The organism is Rhizobium sp. M10 (genome assembly GCF_002531955.1).
Classification (GTDB): Bacteria; Pseudomonadota; Alphaproteobacteria; order Rhizobiales; family Rhizobiaceae; genus Rhizobium; species Rhizobium etli_C.
The window spans coordinates 36,946-50,508 of record NZ_NWTA01000022.1; the positions used below are offsets into that span (position 1 = coordinate 36,946).

The following is a 13,563-nucleotide window of genomic DNA, read 5'->3' on the forward strand; positions in this document are numbered from 1 at the left end:
AAATTATGGTTGGCAACATAGCTAAAATCTATCATGAATAGTGATCGTAAGTGCAAATGCCAGTTTGGAGGGGCGGAGTGTTTTCAGACTTATTTTTTCTATGCAGAAGTATCGTTGATTAAGGGACGTGTCGTCACTTACGCATTCGCTTGCCAAATGTGGTTGATAATCTCTCGTTGAACTTGGCAGCGAGCGTGAGTTGAACAATCCTACTTTACCCTACTATTGGGCAGGATTTGGTCTGTGCGCATGTGAACTGAATCAGGAGATTATTACCGCTGTGACGCAACCGGAAAACGCACGGGTCTGGGCCAGCCGCGCCTTCATGGACTCAACACGGATCAAGGCGTTTACCGCTGATCCGTTGCCGACGGGGATGGATCTTGGTCAGATGGCTGAGTTGAATGAAGCGGGCGAGCGGATGTCTGCCGAGCATTTTCCAAAGGAGATCTTTGCCGAATATCCGGACAAGAAGGAAAAAAAGCAGGCGGATCTCGTGCTTGCCGCGGGCGTGGTGGTGGTTTCAGCGGCCTGCGCCGATGTGCTCCGCCAATTCGATCTCGGGCACTCCTCGCTCTATCCAATCAAGCTTTTTCAGCATGACCGCAAGACGCCGGTGGAGGGAGAATACTTTTGTCTGAACATCGGCGAGCGCAAGGATGTTTTTCGCCCTGAGCACTCGCCGCTCGTAACGGTGCTCGGCAGTGGGCGATTGAAGATGCCACCCACACTTCAAGATGATGACATCGCCGTAAGCCCTGCTGCACTTGTTGGCCCTGACTTGTGGGTCAGCCCGCCTTTGATCCGCGTATTCTTTCTTAGTGATCGTCTAACACAAGCCCTGCGGGCGGCCAAAATGAGCCGGGCTTTTGGTTTCCGCGCCTGCCGCATTGTCGAGGCCGACTAATCATCCGATTGGTCGGTACGCATGAACTGAATCAGGAGATTCTCGCAACGATGGCGCATTCACAAAAGACACAGGTCTGGGCCAGCCGCGCCTTCATGGACTCAACACGGATCAAGGCGTTTACCGCTGATCCGTTGCCGACGGGGATGGATCTTGGTCAGATGGCTGAGTTGAATGAAGCGGGCGAGCGGATGTCTGCCGAGCATTTTCCAAAGGAGATCTTTGCCGAATATCCGGACAAGAAGGAAAAAAAGCAGGCGGATCTCGTGCTTGCCGCGGGCGTGGTGGTGGTTTCAGCGGCCTGCGCCGATGTGCTCCGCCAATTCGATCTCGGGCACTCCTCGCTCTATCCAATCAAGCTTTTTCAGCATGACCGCAAGACGCCGGTGGAGGGAGAATACTTTTGTCTCAATATCGGCGAGCGCAAGGACACCTTCCTGCGCGAGCACTCACAACGGGTCCTTGAATACGGTATTGGCGGTTTCAGAATGCAGTCAAGTCTTCTTGACGACGAGGTGGCTGTGAGCGCGGCCGCACTCAAAGGCCCTGACCTGTGGGTTAGCCCGCCCGTGAAACGTATTTTTTTTCTGAGTGATCGGCTAACCCAGGCCTTGCGGGCGGCGAAAATGGGCAGGGTCTTTGGCTTCCGCACCTGCCGCGTGGTCGAAGCTGCCTAAATCATCCGAGATTGGTCGGTGCGCATGTGAAGGGGTCAGGAGATAATGCAACGATGGCGCAGTCACAAGAGACACAGGTCTGGGCCAGCCGCGCCTTCATGGACTCAACACGGATCAAGGGGTTTACGGCTGATCCGTTGCCAACGGGGATGGGCCTCGGTCAGATGGCCGAACTAAATCAAGCGGGCGAGCGGATGTCTGCTGAGCATTTTCCAAAGGAGATATTTGCCAAGTACCCCGACAAGAAGGAAAAAAAGCAGGCCGATCTCGTGCTTGCCGCAGGCGCGGTGGTGGTTTCAGCGGCCTGCGCCGATGTGCTCCGCCAATTCGATCTCGGGCACTCCTCGCTCTATCCAATCAAGCTTTTTCAGCATGACCGCAAGACGCCGGTGGAGGGAGAATACTTTTGCCTGAACATCGGCGAGCGCAAGGATGTTTTCCTTCGGAAGCATTCACAAAGGGTCATGGAATTTGGCGACGGCACTCTGAGCATGTGGCCGGATCTTCATGATAACGAGGTGGCCGTCAGCCCTGCCGCACTCAAGGGCCCTGACTTGTGGGTCAGCCCTCCCTTAAATCGCATATTTTTCCTGAGCGACCGTCTTATGCAGGCGCTGCGGGCGGCCAAAATGGGTCGGGTTTTTGGTTTCCGCGCCTGCCGCATCGTCGAGGCCGACTAATCATCCGAGGGGGCCGGGGCAATGGCAGCGCCTTTTGCCAGCCGCTGCGCGCCTTTAGCCGCATGGCCGTCGTGCCGGATGACGCAGTGCGGGTCGCCATCCGCACCGGCCGGTGGCTTTGAGGGAGGTGGGCTATCGCATCCGGGGTTGGCAAAAGCCATGCCTGTCCGCAACTTTCTTGGGTCGGCCACCTTTTCCTGCGGCGATTGCCGGGTAAGGTACTGCCCGCAACCGGACCCTTGCTATGTCGCTTCGTCTCGCCACCTTCAACGTCGAAAACCTGATGACCCGGTTCGATTTCACCGGCTTCCGCAACCAGCTGCGTCAGGACCGCGTCATCAAGCTTTTCGAGGTGAACAGCGAGGGCGTCTATCAGCAGCTCGAGCAGGCGCGGGTGATCGCCGCCACCGATGACACCAGGCAGATGACGGCGCTCGCAATCGCCGATGCGGATGCCGATATTCTCTGCCTGCAGGAAATCGACAATATGGCTGCCCTGCAGGCCTTCGAATACGGCTATCTCTTCCGCATGGTCGGAAACGGCTACAGGCAGAAATTCCTGGTCGAGGGCAATGACAGCCGCGGCATCGATGTCGCCGTCTTGATGCGCGAGGAAACGCGCGACGGCCAGAAGATCGAGCTCAAGGACATCAGAAGTCATGCGATGACGACCTATCGCGACTTCGATCTCTTCGATGAGGACCTCGCGCTCAGCAACCGCATCGACGACAAGATCTTCAAGCGCGACTGCCTGGAGCTCGATCTTCTGATCGGCGGCCGACCGTTCTCGCTCTATGTCGTGCATTTCAAATCGATGGGCAATCCGCGCGACGGGCTGGATGGACGGCAATCGACACTGCCGCTCCGTCGCGCCGAGGCGCGCGCGGTGCGCCGCATCATCGAGGACAGGTTCGGCGCCGGCCGCACCGCCAAGAAGAGCTTCGCCATCTGTGGTGATATGAATGATTATCAGGAGCGCGTCGACGTGGTCGGCCGGCGCGGCGCCGGTTATCGTTTCGAGCATCAGACGGAGGCGGAAAGCGCGCTCGACGTATTCAGTCATGACGGCTTTGCCGAAAATGTCGTGGTCCGTCGCCAGCCGCTTGACCGCTGGACGCTCTATCACGCGCGCGGCCCGCAGGAGCAGCACCTTTGCCAGCTCGATTATATCTGGCTTTCGCCGGCACTTGCCGCCCATAATAGCGGCCGTCTGCCTGATATCATCCGCAACGGCCAACCCTACCGCACCGTCTTTCCGCCAGGCCAGGAGGTGGAGCGATATCCACGCACCGGCTGGGACCGGCCGAAAGCATCCGATCACTGCCCCGTCGTCATGACACTGGATCTCCCATGAAAACGAATTTGAATATGAAATTTCCGAGCAGCGATATTTCCGATGATTTTGTGGACTGGCCGCCGGAAGCGACGGTTTTCCCGATCGCCGGCGTCGACCTGCGTGTGCTGCCCGGCACCCATCCCTTCGTCACCGCCGAGGAAGCGGCGATCCGTGAAAACTGGGCGAAGGAAACCGCCGCCAACCCGGCGCTGTTCGACGGCCGCCTGGTGTTCCAACAGCGGCTGTCGTTCAGCCAAGAGGGGATTGCGGGCGAGGGCTACGTCACTCCATTTTCCGCCTTCATGTGGTGGCGCCGGCAGCCGCAGCGCCAGGGCGGCCTGCACATCTTCGCCTATCCGGTGCTCGAAAGCTCCGACGGCGCCCTCGTGGCGATCCGCATGGGGGCGCATACCGCCAATCCCGGCCAGGTCTATTTCGCGGCCGGCTCGCTGGAGCCGGAGGATATCATCGACGGGCGCTGCGACATCGAGGCCAATATGCGCCGCGAAGTTCACGAGGAGACCGGACTGGACCTGGCCGACGCGGTCGCGGGGGAAGGGCTCTTTGCCAGCCACGCCAAGCGCACGGTGACGCTGCTCAGGCTCTTTCGCTTCGACCTGACGGCGGACGAGATGGTGAAGCGGATCGAGGCCCACATGCTGGTCGCCGAGGACAAGGAAATCGCAGGTGCGGCGGCGATCCGTTCGGCCGATCCCGCGGCCCATCCCTATAACGTCGCCATGCTGCCCGTCATCGACTGGTATTTCGGAAAGGGTAACCGGCGTTAGCGCCTTGCACTCGACCGTTTGGTCGGGCAGGTTGGCGGCGCGATGATCGATTCAAGGAGGCCGATGTGGCGCGAAGCTACAGCGTCTATGACGTGTTCACCGATCGAAAACTTGCCGGTAATCCGCTGGCGGTGGTCTTCGACGGAGACGATCTCAGCGACGAGGCGATGCAGGCGATCACCCGGGAGATCAATCTCTCCGAGACGGTTTTCGTGCAGCCTTCGACCAATCCCGCCTATGCGGCGAAGCTCCGGATCTTTACGCCTGGCCGCGAACTGCCCTTTGCCGGCCATCCGACGGTCGGCACGGCGATCGCGCTGGCCGAACGGGCTCATGGCGCAGCGGCGGTCGATCTCGTTACCGTGCTCGAGGAAAATGTCGGGCCGGTGCGTTGCGCCGTGCGGCTGAGGGAGGGCGAGGCGAGTTTTGCCGAATTCGACCTGCCGCGCAAATCGCAGCAGGCCGTCATGCCGCTCGACAAGCTCGGCATCGCCGACGCTTTATCGTTGAAGGTCACCGAGATCGGCTTTGAAAATCACGTTCCTTCGCTTTGGAGCGCCGGGGTTCCGTTCCTGCTCATTCCGGTGCACGATGTCGGCACGGCGCAGCGGGTGGAATTCGATCCGCAGCTCTGGGAAAAGATCGTGCCCTTCGTCGATGGCGCGCTGGCTTCGGCTTATGTCTATTGTCGCGGCGGCGTCAACCACGTGGCGAAGTTTCATGCGCGCATGTTCGCCAGCGGCATGGGCATTGTCGAAGACCCGGCCACCGGTGCGGCGGCAGCCGCACTCTCCGGCGCCATCCGCCATTTCGACCGGCTCACGGACGGGCACCACCCGATCATGATCGAGCAGGGCGTCGAGATGGGGCGCCCCTCTTTCATCCACCTGCATATCGACGTCGAAGGCGGGGCGATTTCCAACGCGCGGATCGGCGGTCAGGCGGTGCGGCTGGCGAGCGGCACCCTCGACCTTTGATTTCATAAGAGCGCCGCTGCGTCCGGCAGGACGCGCTGGGAAGGCTTTATCACTTTGAATCTGCGCATAATCCTTTCCGAAGATCGGCGCCGGCTTTCAGGATCATGCGCTGCATTTCGGCCATGCGGAAAAATCTTTGAGATTAACCAAAGAATTTTCGCCGATGCGCTGGACAAGCCTGCCGATCCTGTTTATACGCCCCGTCACACCGCGCAGCCAAGCGCGAACGGGTGATTAGCTCAGTTGGTAGAGCAGCTGACTCTTAATCAGCGGGTCGTAGGTTCGAGCCCTACATCACCCACCAAATCTCTTGATAAGATTGACATATTAGAGGCCAGAGCGGGGTCTTGCGCCAAAGCGGCCGCATGCTTAGGACTGGCAGCGGCGGTTTATGCGCGCCCTATCTTTCTTTACCAAGCGGAGGGGTCATGAAAATCGTCGTTTTTGCCGTCGCTCTATCGTTGCCGCTGCCGGCCTTTGCCGCAGGCGCAACGGAGGTCAGAGCGGGCGATCACAGCTGCCGCGAGCTTGCGCAGATCATCCGTCAGAACAAGAAGGTCTTTGTGCGGATGGGCATCGGTGGCCGCAGCTTCCGTTATCCGCCGGCCAGGTGCAACCTCGGTGACAAGTACGACACGGCAATGGTTAGGGATGCGGACGGCAAAATGTGCCTTCTCGACTATGAGTGCGTGTACGATCCCCAATCCTTCTACAACAGGATCCCCAATTAAGATCGGATGCGGGCACCGAGAAGGTATGTTTTGCGCGCCGACCGATAGGGCAAGAAAAAAGGCCGGGCGAAACTCGCACCGACCCTTCCTCGATTTGTCTCGACAACGGCTGCCAGTACATCCGTGGTCAACCGTCAGAGACAAACTCCGTGGTCCTTAGGTAGGACTTGCGTGGCGACGTTCAAGGCCCCGCCGCGGAAAAGAAGCCGGCCTTGGGTCGGCTTCTTTCTGCGACGCTGCGCTTACTGCTGGGCAGGGGCAGCCGGCGGCGTGGCCGGGGCTGGTGCCGGTGCGGGTGCGGGCGTTGCGCTGTTGTCGGTCGGAGCGATCGGCTTGGCCGGCGCCGGCTCGGATTGGGTCGTCGAGGCTGTCGTGTCCGGGGAGGTGCCGGGGGTGCTGCTCCACTGCGAATAGGCGAATGCAGCGACAGCGATCACGGCCAATGCAGCAACCCAGACAACCCACGTATTGCTGGTGCGCGCGGTCGGAGTCGTGCGCAAATCCAGATTCGGATTCAGCGGGCGGTTCGGGTCGTTGGCATTATTGGGGTCGTACGTCATGGTACTTTCTCCTCTTGCGGTGACAAAGAAATGGAGCAAAGAGCATTTTGTTCCATTCTGGCGCCGCGAGGCGAGCAATATCAGGGATTTCCGCCTGCAGCCTGCCAGAATCGGCGCTTAAATCTGCGGCGCGGCCGGTGGGCGATGTCAGCGCACCACCGCCCTGGTGGGCCGAGCGCTTGACATGAGTGGGTCTCTTTGCGCATGATTTTGCCATGGGGTCGCGATCACCCCACGAGGCGCCATGCTGAAGAATCGCGTCCAGTAAACCGATTAACGGAGGACGCGTCATGCCGTCATTTCTTGAAATTTCTCCCGACAAACTCAGCCGGCTCATCGGAACCCCGGCTGCGCCCTGTATTATCGATGTTCGCACGGAAGAGGACTTTGCGCTCGATCCTCGGCTGGTGCCGGGCTCGATCCGGCGCAGCCATGCCGATGTCGCCTCCTGGGCAGGCAGCGTCGAGGCCGATGCCGTCGTCGTGGTCTGCCAGAGGGGCGGCAAGCTCAGCCATGGTGTGGCCGCTTATCTTCGCCATGCCGGAATCGACGCCGAGAGTCTTCAAGGCGGTTTCGAATCCTGGATCGCTGAGGGGTTGGCGGTACCGGAGGAAAAGCTGCCGCGCCGCGACCTCGAGGGACGCACGGTCTGGGTGACGCGGGCGCGGCCGAAGATCGACCGCATCGCCTGTCCATGGCTGATCCGGCGTTTCGTCGATCCGAACGCCTTGTTCCTGTTCGTGCCGACGACCGAGGTTCTGGAGGTCGGCGCGCGCTTCGGGGCAACACCCTTCGATATCGAAGAGGTGTTTTGGAGCCATCGCGGTGAGCTCTGCACCTTCGACGTGATGGTCGAGGAGTTCGGGTTGGGGTCGGAACCGCTGCTGCGCCTGGCGCGGATCATCCGGGCCGCCGATACTGCAAGGCTCGATCTTGCACCCGAGGCGCCCGGCCTGCTTGCCGCGTCGCTCGGCCTCTCCAGGATGTACGCCGACGATCTGGAGCAGCTCGAGGCCGGCATGCTTCTCTATGACGCCTTCTTCCGCTGGTGCCGCGATGCGACCGATGAGACCCACAATTGGCCCGCTTCGAAGAAGCGGGCATGAGATGGTCGAGATGACAGGAAATGCGTTGGCCGGCAAAATGGCGGAGAACGACGCGGGCGAGGAGCGTCATCACGGCGTTTCGTTCGGCGAAGCCTTCAAGGTCTGGCTCCGGGTCGCGGCCCTGAGCTTCGGCGGCCCCGCCGGTCAGATCGCCGTCATGCACCGGATCATCGTCGACGAGAAGCGATGGATCGGCGAGCACCGTTTCCTGCATGCGCTCAACTATTGCATGCTGCTTCCCGGCCCCGAGGCACAGCAGCTCGCCATCTATATCGGCTGGCTGATGCACCGGACCGTGGGCGGTCTCGTTGCCGGCATATTGTTCGTGCTGCCGGGGTTTCTGTCGATCCTCTGTCTCAGCTACATCTATGCCGCCTATGGCAACGTCGCCATCGTCGCCGGCCTGTTCTTCGGTCTGAAGGCAGCCGTGCTTGCCGTCGTCGTGCAGGCCGTCATTCGGATCGGCGGACGGGCCTTGAGGAGTAAGGTCATGGTCGCGATCGCGGCTGCAGCCTTTGTCGCCATCTTTTTCCTTCACGTGCCGTTTCCGCTGATCGTGCTCGTAGCCGGAATCATCGGTTTTTTCGGCGGCCGGGCCGGGCTTGCGGCCTTCAAGACCGGCGGGCACAAGGCCGGCAGCGGGCCGGTGCTTTCGGATGCCGATTCAGTGCTGGGCGAGGCCATACCGGCGCATGCGCGTCCGAATCTTGCCTGGTCCTTGCGCATCTCGACGGTGCTGCTTGCCCTGTGGCTCATTCCGGTCGCTGCCGTCTACACAGTCTTCGGCGCGGACAGCGTCTTCGCCGAGATCGGTCTGTTCTTCAGCAAGATGGCCGTCGTCACCTTCGGCGGGGCCTATGCCGTTCTCGCCTACGTCGCCCAGGAAGCTGTGCAGCATTTCGGCTGGCTGAAGCCGGGCGAGATGCTCGATGGCCTCGGCATGGCCGAAACGACGCCGGGACCGCTGATCATGGTGGTGCAGTTCGTCGGCTTCATGGGCGCCTATCGCAATCCAGGGTCTCTGGATCCCATGCTGGCTGCCACGTTTGCAGCGATCCTGACGACATGGGTGACCTTCGTGCCCTGTTTCCTCTGGATCTTCCTGGGTGCGCCGTTCATCGAAAAACTGCGTGGCAACGTCGCGCTGGCAGGGGCGATGTCGGCGATAACGGCGGCGGTGGTTGGGGTCATTCTCAACCTCGCCATCTGGTTTGGTCTGCATACGCTGTTTGCCGACGTTGCCGTCGTCCGCCTTGCCGGCCTGCGGCTCGACATTCCGGTGCTGCAATCGGCGGTGCCAGCGGCAATGGCGCTGTCAGTCGCCGCCGCGATCGCGATCTTCCGGTTCAAGGCTTCCGTCATCGCGACACTGCTCAGCTGCGCCGCCGCCGGCATGGTCTGGACGCTGGCGATGAACTGATTACGCCTCCGCTCCATCCGCGGCAATGCGCGTCGCGAGCATCTTGTCGATGCGCATGCCGTCCATGTCGATCACCTCGAAGCGCCAGCCGTCGAAGAGGAAGGTTTCGCCGGCTTCGGGGATGTGCTGAAGCTGGTGCAGCGCGAAGCCTGCGAGCGTATGGAAATCGGCGTCGGGGCGATCCTTGAGGCCCAACCGTTCGAAGGCGTCGAAGGCCGGCATCATCGCGTCGATCAGCAGCGAGCCGTCTTCCCGAACGATGATGTCGGGTTCCTCGTCGGCGCCCGGCAGATCGCCGGCGATGGCTTCCAGCAGGTCTGTCTGGGTGACGATGCCCTCGAGGCTGCCATATTCGTCGACGACGATGGCAAGGCGCACGGGCGACGCCTTGAAGCTGTCGATGACGCGCACGACCTTGGTGCCCTCGTGCAGCACCAGGGGCTGCTTGATCACCTCCAGCGGCCGGACCTTGCCGCCATCGAGGACCTGATCGAGAAGATCCTTCTTCAACACCATGCCGATCGGCTCGTCGATCGAGCCGCGGGCGACCAGCAGCTGTTCGTGGCTGCATTCGCGGATCGTTTTCAAAATCTCCGCCTCGCTGTCGTCGGCATCGAACCATTCGATGTCGAGACGTGGGGTCATGATGTCGGAGACCGGTCTGTCGCCGATGTTGAATACCCGCTCGACCAATTGCTGCTGCACCGGGTTCAAAAGCCCGGCCTCCTGGCTTTCGGCGACCAGCAATTTCAATTCCTGCGGCGAGTGGAACGAGGATTCTCCGGTTCCGGCGCGAAGGCCGACGGCCCGCAGCACGAGGTTGCCCATGCCGTTGAGGGTGAAGATCGCCGGCTTGAACAATACAAGGAAGAGCTCGAGCGGACGCACGACGGCCAGCGAGGTGGCCTCGCTGCGCTGCAGCGCCAGGCTTTTGGGCGCGAGCTCGCCGAGCACGATATGCAGCGCCGTGATGATCACGAAGGCGACGACGATCGCGACCGTATGGGCGCCGGTTGCTGCCCATGGCTCGGGCAGCCAGGAGAGCAGCGGCTCGATCAGATGGGCGAGCGCCGGCTCGCCGACCCAGCCGAGCGCCAGCGACGATATGGTGATGCCGAGCTGGGTGGCGGCGAGATTGGCGTCGAGATTGTCGACGGCCCGCTGGAGCGCGGAGGCATTCATGCGCCCTGCCGCGACAAGCTCGGCGACCCGGCTGCGCCTGACCGACACAAGCGCGAATTCGGCAGCCACGAAGAAGCCATTGGCGGCGACGAGGAAAAACACGGCTAGTATCCCGACATAGTCGAAGAGCCCGCCCGCGGATTCGGACATATTTTGCCTACCTCTGAATTGACGCGAATCCAAAACTACACGCTGGGGCACGGCTGACAAGGCGCAGCCACCGTTCTTGCGCTGCCGCGGCGGTCATCTCTTCGGCGCTTCGAAGAGCTCGATCGGGTTTCCCGCGGGGTCATCGAGCAGGATCTGCTTGCCGCCGATGCCCTGCACGATCTCATTGCGAAAACGCGCGCCGGCCTGGCGCAGCGCCGTGACCTCCGCCTCGAGGTCGGCGACTTCGATCTGGATGCGGTTCCATCCGCCGGGTTCCGGCTTCCGTCCGTCGGGCATCGCCTGGGTGGCTCCGCCCGGACCCGTCGCGCCGCTGACGAGCAGGCGGAAGCCGTCCCTGGTCAAGATGGCGAAGCTTGGCGCCGGGCGAAGCGCGACGGAAAAGCCGAGATGTCTGGTGTAGAATTCCACCGCGGCGTCGACGTCGTCGACGATATAACGCATGCTGATGCCGGGCATGGTTTCCTCCATGGTGTTTCCGCGTCGCGGAACGCTGCACGCGGCGGCCCGACGGGACGCGCGGCGGACGCTCCTGTTTCAAATCTGCGCCCAATCGTTCCGAAAATCGAATCCGATCTTGGGCTATGCGCCGGCCGCGGCGAGGGAGGCCGATGCTGCCGCCAGCAGCAGGACGATGATCCAGGGCGGCGCCTTCCAGACGGTGAGCAGCAGAAAGCCGGTGAGCGCCATTGCGAAATCCCGCGGCGAAAGCACAGCGCTCGTCCAGACCGGACTGTAGAGCGCCGCCCCCAGAATGCCGACGACGGCGGCGTTGGCGCCGCGCATCGCCGCCTGCATCGCTGGGCGGGTGCGCAAGCCATCCCAGAAGGGCAGCATGCCGTAGACGAGGAGCAGGCCTGGCAGAAAGATGGCGACAAGCGCGATGACAGCGCCCGCCCACCCGTTCGGCGCGGGTGTCATCACCGTACCGAGATAGGCCGCGAAGGTGAATAACGGCCCCGGCACGGCTTGCGTCAGGCCGTAACCGGCGAGGAAGGATTCGTTCGTCACCCAGCCGGGGGCGACGACTTCCGCCTGCAGCAGCGGCAGCACGACATGGCCGCCGCCGAAGACCAGCGCACCCGAGCGGTAGAAGGCATCGAAGAGCGCGATCCCCTGATGGCCGGTCGCATTGGCGAGAAACGGCGGGACGAGGAAGAAGGCGGCAAAGAGGGCAAGCGCGATCGCGCCGGCACGTGGCGATACGGGAAAGCCGAGACGGCCGGCAAGTGCGGGCGCATCGGCGCGACAGAGAACGAGCCCCGCCGCCGCTCCAAGCGCGATCGCGCCGATCTGGCCGAATGATCCGCCGACGAAGACGACGATGGCGACCGCCGCCAGCGCAATGCCGGCGCGCTCGCGGTCCGGCGTCAGGCTCTTCGCCATGCCCCAGATCGCCTGTGCGATGACGGCGACGGCAACGAGCTTCAGCCCGTGGAGCAGGCCTTCCGCGACAGGCCCGGTGAAGGCGGCGGCGCCCAGTGCAAAGGCAAAGAGCATGATTGCCGAGGGCAGCGTGAAGCCGCACCAGGCGGCCAGCCCGCCGACAAGGCCGTTACCCCTGAGGACGCCGAGGGAGAAACCGACCTGGCTGGAGGCCGGTCCGGGCAGAAACTGGCAGAGCGCCACCAGATCGGCATAGGCAGCCTCGTCGATCCATTTGCGCCGCACCACCAACTCGTCCCTGAAATAGCCGAGATGGGCTATCGGTCCGCCGAAGGACGTGAGGCCGAGCTTGAGGAAGACGCGGAAAACCTCGAACGGCGAGCCGTCGGCAGTTCCGTCAATCGGCATGGCATCCTCACGAGCACTCATCGCCGCCCCCATAGCAGGGCACGGTTGCGCCTGGATGAAAGCCGCGCGAGAGCGGAAAAGCCCTCGGAGGCTACAGGAAAAATGAACATGTCTTGCGTGCCTCTGCTTTGGTGCGAGGCCGAAACTACACGCTCGCGCGCAGCAGGCAAGCACGGGCGGCATTCCTCTGACGGCGAAACCCATGTCATCGATTTCCTGTGCAATATCCAATCCACGCCTTGTCGAAGATCCGCCGCCATGAGATTGCGGGACTGAAAAAAACACGCCTGGGACGAGCGCAGCCACACCCCAGAGAAAAGCCGGCATGCGGCGCGACCCCACCTCCCGTCCGGCAAGGGCAACGGCGAATGCTGATTGTAAGTCTTATCTAAAATACAAAGCTCGGCCCGCAGGCCACGGATTTCATTACGGAAGTTTAATTTAACTTTCAGTTTCGGTTCATCTTTTCGGGCCTAGTTTTCTCCCGTGCCCAACACGAGGAACCCCACATGAAAAAGATCTTTGCCGCTCTTCTTTCTGCTTCCTTCCTTCTCTCGCCGATGGTGGTCTCACAGGCCAGCGCGGATGATCATCGCCGTCCGCCTGTTGTCGTGCAGAAGAAGGTGGTCATCCACAAGACCGTCGTCCGGCCGCACTGGAAGAAGGGATACCGCGTCAACGCCAGCGAGCGCCGCCGCTTCTCCAACGTCAACGACTACCGCCGCTACCGGCTCGCTCCTCCGCCGCGCGGTTATCGCTGGGTTCGCGCCGACAACGACTTCCTGCTGATCGGCATCACCAACGGGGTCATTTCGAATGTCATCGTCGGTCGTTGATCAGGGGTGAGGAGGGCGGCTTCGGCCGCCCTTCGCTTGTTTGCCTTGCGCTTCGCTCCCTGTTCGGCGTCATCATCGGCCTTGTGCCGAGGATCTGCTGCCTTATCGGACTGGAGGCAGATGCTCGGGACAGGCCCGAGCATGAAGAAGGAGGGGCAGGCTTTGTGGCGAGCGGCGTCGGCCGTAGACGCGAACGAGAGGGCCTGCCGGGTGGCACCCCCTCTGCCCTGCCGGGCATCTCCCCCACAGGTGGGGAGATCGGCTAGGCGCAATGGTCTCCCCAAACAATGGCGAACTGGTGTCCCGCACGACGTTGGAGAAGGGTCGGCGGGCCAGCCTCTTGCCGATCTCCCCCCTTGTGGGGGAGATGCCCGGCAGGGCAGAGGGGGTGGCCACAGCAT

At 62.0% G+C, this 13,563-nt stretch carries 14 protein-coding genes and 1 tRNA gene; 11 read left to right on the top strand and 4 right to left on the bottom strand.

Annotated features, from left to right (window positions below; genetic code table 11):
- Positions 1–199: 199 nt before the first annotated feature.
- From CO671_RS26155 to CO671_RS26190, 8 genes are all read left to right on the top strand, one after another.
- On the top strand, positions 200–907 hold the full coding sequence (locus CO671_RS26155; protein WP_141514494.1) for a hypothetical protein: 708 nt from the start codon (positions 200–202) through the stop codon (positions 905–907).
- 50 nt (positions 908–957) lie between these two features.
- Positions 958–1,584, top strand: coding sequence for a DUF1629 domain-containing protein (locus tag CO671_RS26160; protein ID WP_097608372.1), 627 nt, complete (start codon positions 958–960; stop codon positions 1,582–1,584).
- A gap of 53 nt (positions 1,585–1,637) precedes the next feature.
- The gene (locus CO671_RS26165; protein WP_097608373.1) at positions 1,638–2,264 is read left to right on the top strand and encodes a DUF1629 domain-containing protein; all 627 of its coding nucleotides are present in this window, start codon (positions 1,638–1,640) and stop codon (positions 2,262–2,264) included.
- A gap of 244 nt (positions 2,265–2,508) precedes the next feature.
- Entirely contained in the window at positions 2,509–3,618 is a 1,110-nt protein-coding gene (locus tag CO671_RS26170) for an endonuclease/exonuclease/phosphatase family protein (protein ID WP_097608374.1), read from the top strand.
- A complete protein-coding gene (locus tag CO671_RS26175; RefSeq protein ID WP_097608375.1) occupies positions 3,615–4,388 on the top strand; it encodes a DNA mismatch repair protein MutT in 774 nt (257 codons plus the stop codon). Before CO671_RS26170 ends, CO671_RS26175 begins: the two co-directional genes overlap by 4 nt.
- A gap of 65 nt (positions 4,389–4,453) precedes the next feature.
- Positions 4,454–5,365, top strand: coding sequence for a PhzF family phenazine biosynthesis protein (locus CO671_RS26180; RefSeq protein ID WP_010034710.1), 912 nt, complete (start codon positions 4,454–4,456; stop codon positions 5,363–5,365).
- Positions 5,366–5,593: 228 nt separating this feature from the next.
- Positions 5,594–5,669, top strand: a tRNA-Lys gene (locus tag CO671_RS26185).
- A gap of 124 nt (positions 5,670–5,793) precedes the next feature.
- On the top strand, positions 5,794–6,096 hold the full coding sequence (locus CO671_RS26190; RefSeq protein WP_010034707.1) for a hypothetical protein: 303 nt from the start codon (positions 5,794–5,796) through the stop codon (positions 6,094–6,096).
- 242 nt (positions 6,097–6,338) lie between these two features.
- Here the strand turns inward: CO671_RS26190 and CO671_RS26195 are convergent, their stop codons facing one another.
- On the bottom strand, positions 6,339–6,656 hold the full coding sequence (locus CO671_RS26195; protein WP_097578902.1) for a hypothetical protein: 318 nt from the start codon (positions 6,654–6,656) through the stop codon (positions 6,339–6,341).
- 290 nt (positions 6,657–6,946) lie between these two features.
- Between CO671_RS26195 and CO671_RS26200 the strand changes: the two genes are divergently transcribed.
- Both CO671_RS26200 and chrA (CO671_RS26205) read left to right on the top strand, forming a co-directional pair.
- A complete protein-coding gene (locus CO671_RS26200; RefSeq protein ID WP_010034701.1) occupies positions 6,947–7,762 on the top strand; it encodes a sulfurtransferase/chromate resistance protein in 816 nt (271 codons plus the stop codon).
- Position 7,763: 1 nt separating this feature from the next.
- Positions 7,764–9,182, top strand: a complete 1,419-nt coding sequence (gene chrA, locus CO671_RS26205) for a chromate efflux transporter (protein WP_010034696.1) — start codon at positions 7,764–7,766, stop codon at positions 9,180–9,182.
- Here chrA (CO671_RS26205) and CO671_RS26210 read toward each other — a convergent pair whose 3' ends face one another.
- The 3 genes from CO671_RS26210 to chrA (CO671_RS26220) all read right to left on the bottom strand — a co-directional run bounded on the left by CO671_RS26210 (position 9,183) and on the right by chrA (CO671_RS26220) (position 12,347).
- Positions 9,183–10,514 carry a hemolysin family protein gene (locus CO671_RS26210; protein WP_097608376.1) on the bottom strand — a complete coding sequence of 444 codons (1,332 nt, stop codon included), beginning with the start codon at positions 10,512–10,514 and terminating at the stop codon, positions 9,183–9,185.
- A gap of 93 nt (positions 10,515–10,607) precedes the next feature.
- Positions 10,608–10,991 (bottom strand): VOC family protein, encoded by a 384-nt coding sequence (locus tag CO671_RS26215; protein WP_097608432.1) that lies wholly within the window; start codon positions 10,989–10,991, stop codon positions 10,608–10,610.
- 123 nt (positions 10,992–11,114) lie between these two features.
- Positions 11,115–12,347 carry a chromate efflux transporter gene (chrA, locus tag CO671_RS26220; protein WP_097608433.1) on the bottom strand — a complete coding sequence of 411 codons (1,233 nt, stop codon included), beginning with the start codon at positions 12,345–12,347 and terminating at the stop codon, positions 11,115–11,117.
- 488 nt (positions 12,348–12,835) lie between these two features.
- On the opposite strand from chrA (CO671_RS26220), the gene CO671_RS26225 reads away from it, so the two are divergent.
- Positions 12,836–13,162, top strand: a complete 327-nt coding sequence (locus CO671_RS26225; protein WP_010029057.1) for an RcnB family protein — start codon at positions 12,836–12,838, stop codon at positions 13,160–13,162.
- The last annotated feature ends 401 nt before the right edge of the window (positions 13,163–13,563 follow it).

What these genes read in the sequence shown, in the direction of transcription:
- CO671_RS26160 (WP_097608372.1), top strand. Translation starts at nt 958, where the DNA reads ATGGCGCATTCACAAAAGACACAGGTCTGGGCCAGCCGCGCCTTCATG.
- CO671_RS26165 (WP_097608373.1), top strand. Translation starts at nt 1,638, where the DNA reads ATGGCGCAGTCACAAGAGACACAGGTCTGGGCCAGCCGCGCCTTCATG.
- CO671_RS26170 (WP_097608374.1), top strand. Translation starts at nt 2,509, where the DNA reads ATGTCGCTTCGTCTCGCCACCTTCAACGTCGAAAACCTGATGACCCGG.
- CO671_RS26175 (WP_097608375.1), top strand. Translation starts at nt 3,615, where the DNA reads ATGAAAACGAATTTGAATATGAAATTTCCGAGCAGCGATATTTCCGAT.
- CO671_RS26190 (WP_010034707.1), top strand. Translation starts at nt 5,794, where the DNA reads ATGAAAATCGTCGTTTTTGCCGTCGCTCTATCGTTGCCGCTGCCGGCC.
- CO671_RS26195 (WP_097578902.1), bottom strand. Translation starts at nt 6,656, where the DNA reads ATGACGTACGACCCCAATAATGCCAACGACCCGAACCGCCCGCTGAAT.
- CO671_RS26200 (WP_010034701.1), top strand. Translation starts at nt 6,947, where the DNA reads ATGCCGTCATTTCTTGAAATTTCTCCCGACAAACTCAGCCGGCTCATC.
- chrA (WP_010034696.1), top strand. Translation starts at nt 7,764, where the DNA reads ATGGTCGAGATGACAGGAAATGCGTTGGCCGGCAAAATGGCGGAGAAC.
- CO671_RS26210 (WP_097608376.1), bottom strand. Translation starts at nt 10,514, where the DNA reads ATGTCCGAATCCGCGGGCGGGCTCTTCGACTATGTCGGGATACTAGCC.
- CO671_RS26215 (WP_097608432.1), bottom strand. Translation starts at nt 10,991, where the DNA reads ATGCCCGGCATCAGCATGCGTTATATCGTCGACGACGTCGACGCCGCG.
- chrA (WP_097608433.1), bottom strand. Translation starts at nt 12,347, where the DNA reads ATGAGTGCTCGTGAGGATGCCATGCCGATTGACGGAACTGCCGACGGC.
- CO671_RS26225 (WP_010029057.1), top strand. Translation starts at nt 12,836, where the DNA reads ATGAAAAAGATCTTTGCCGCTCTTCTTTCTGCTTCCTTCCTTCTCTCG.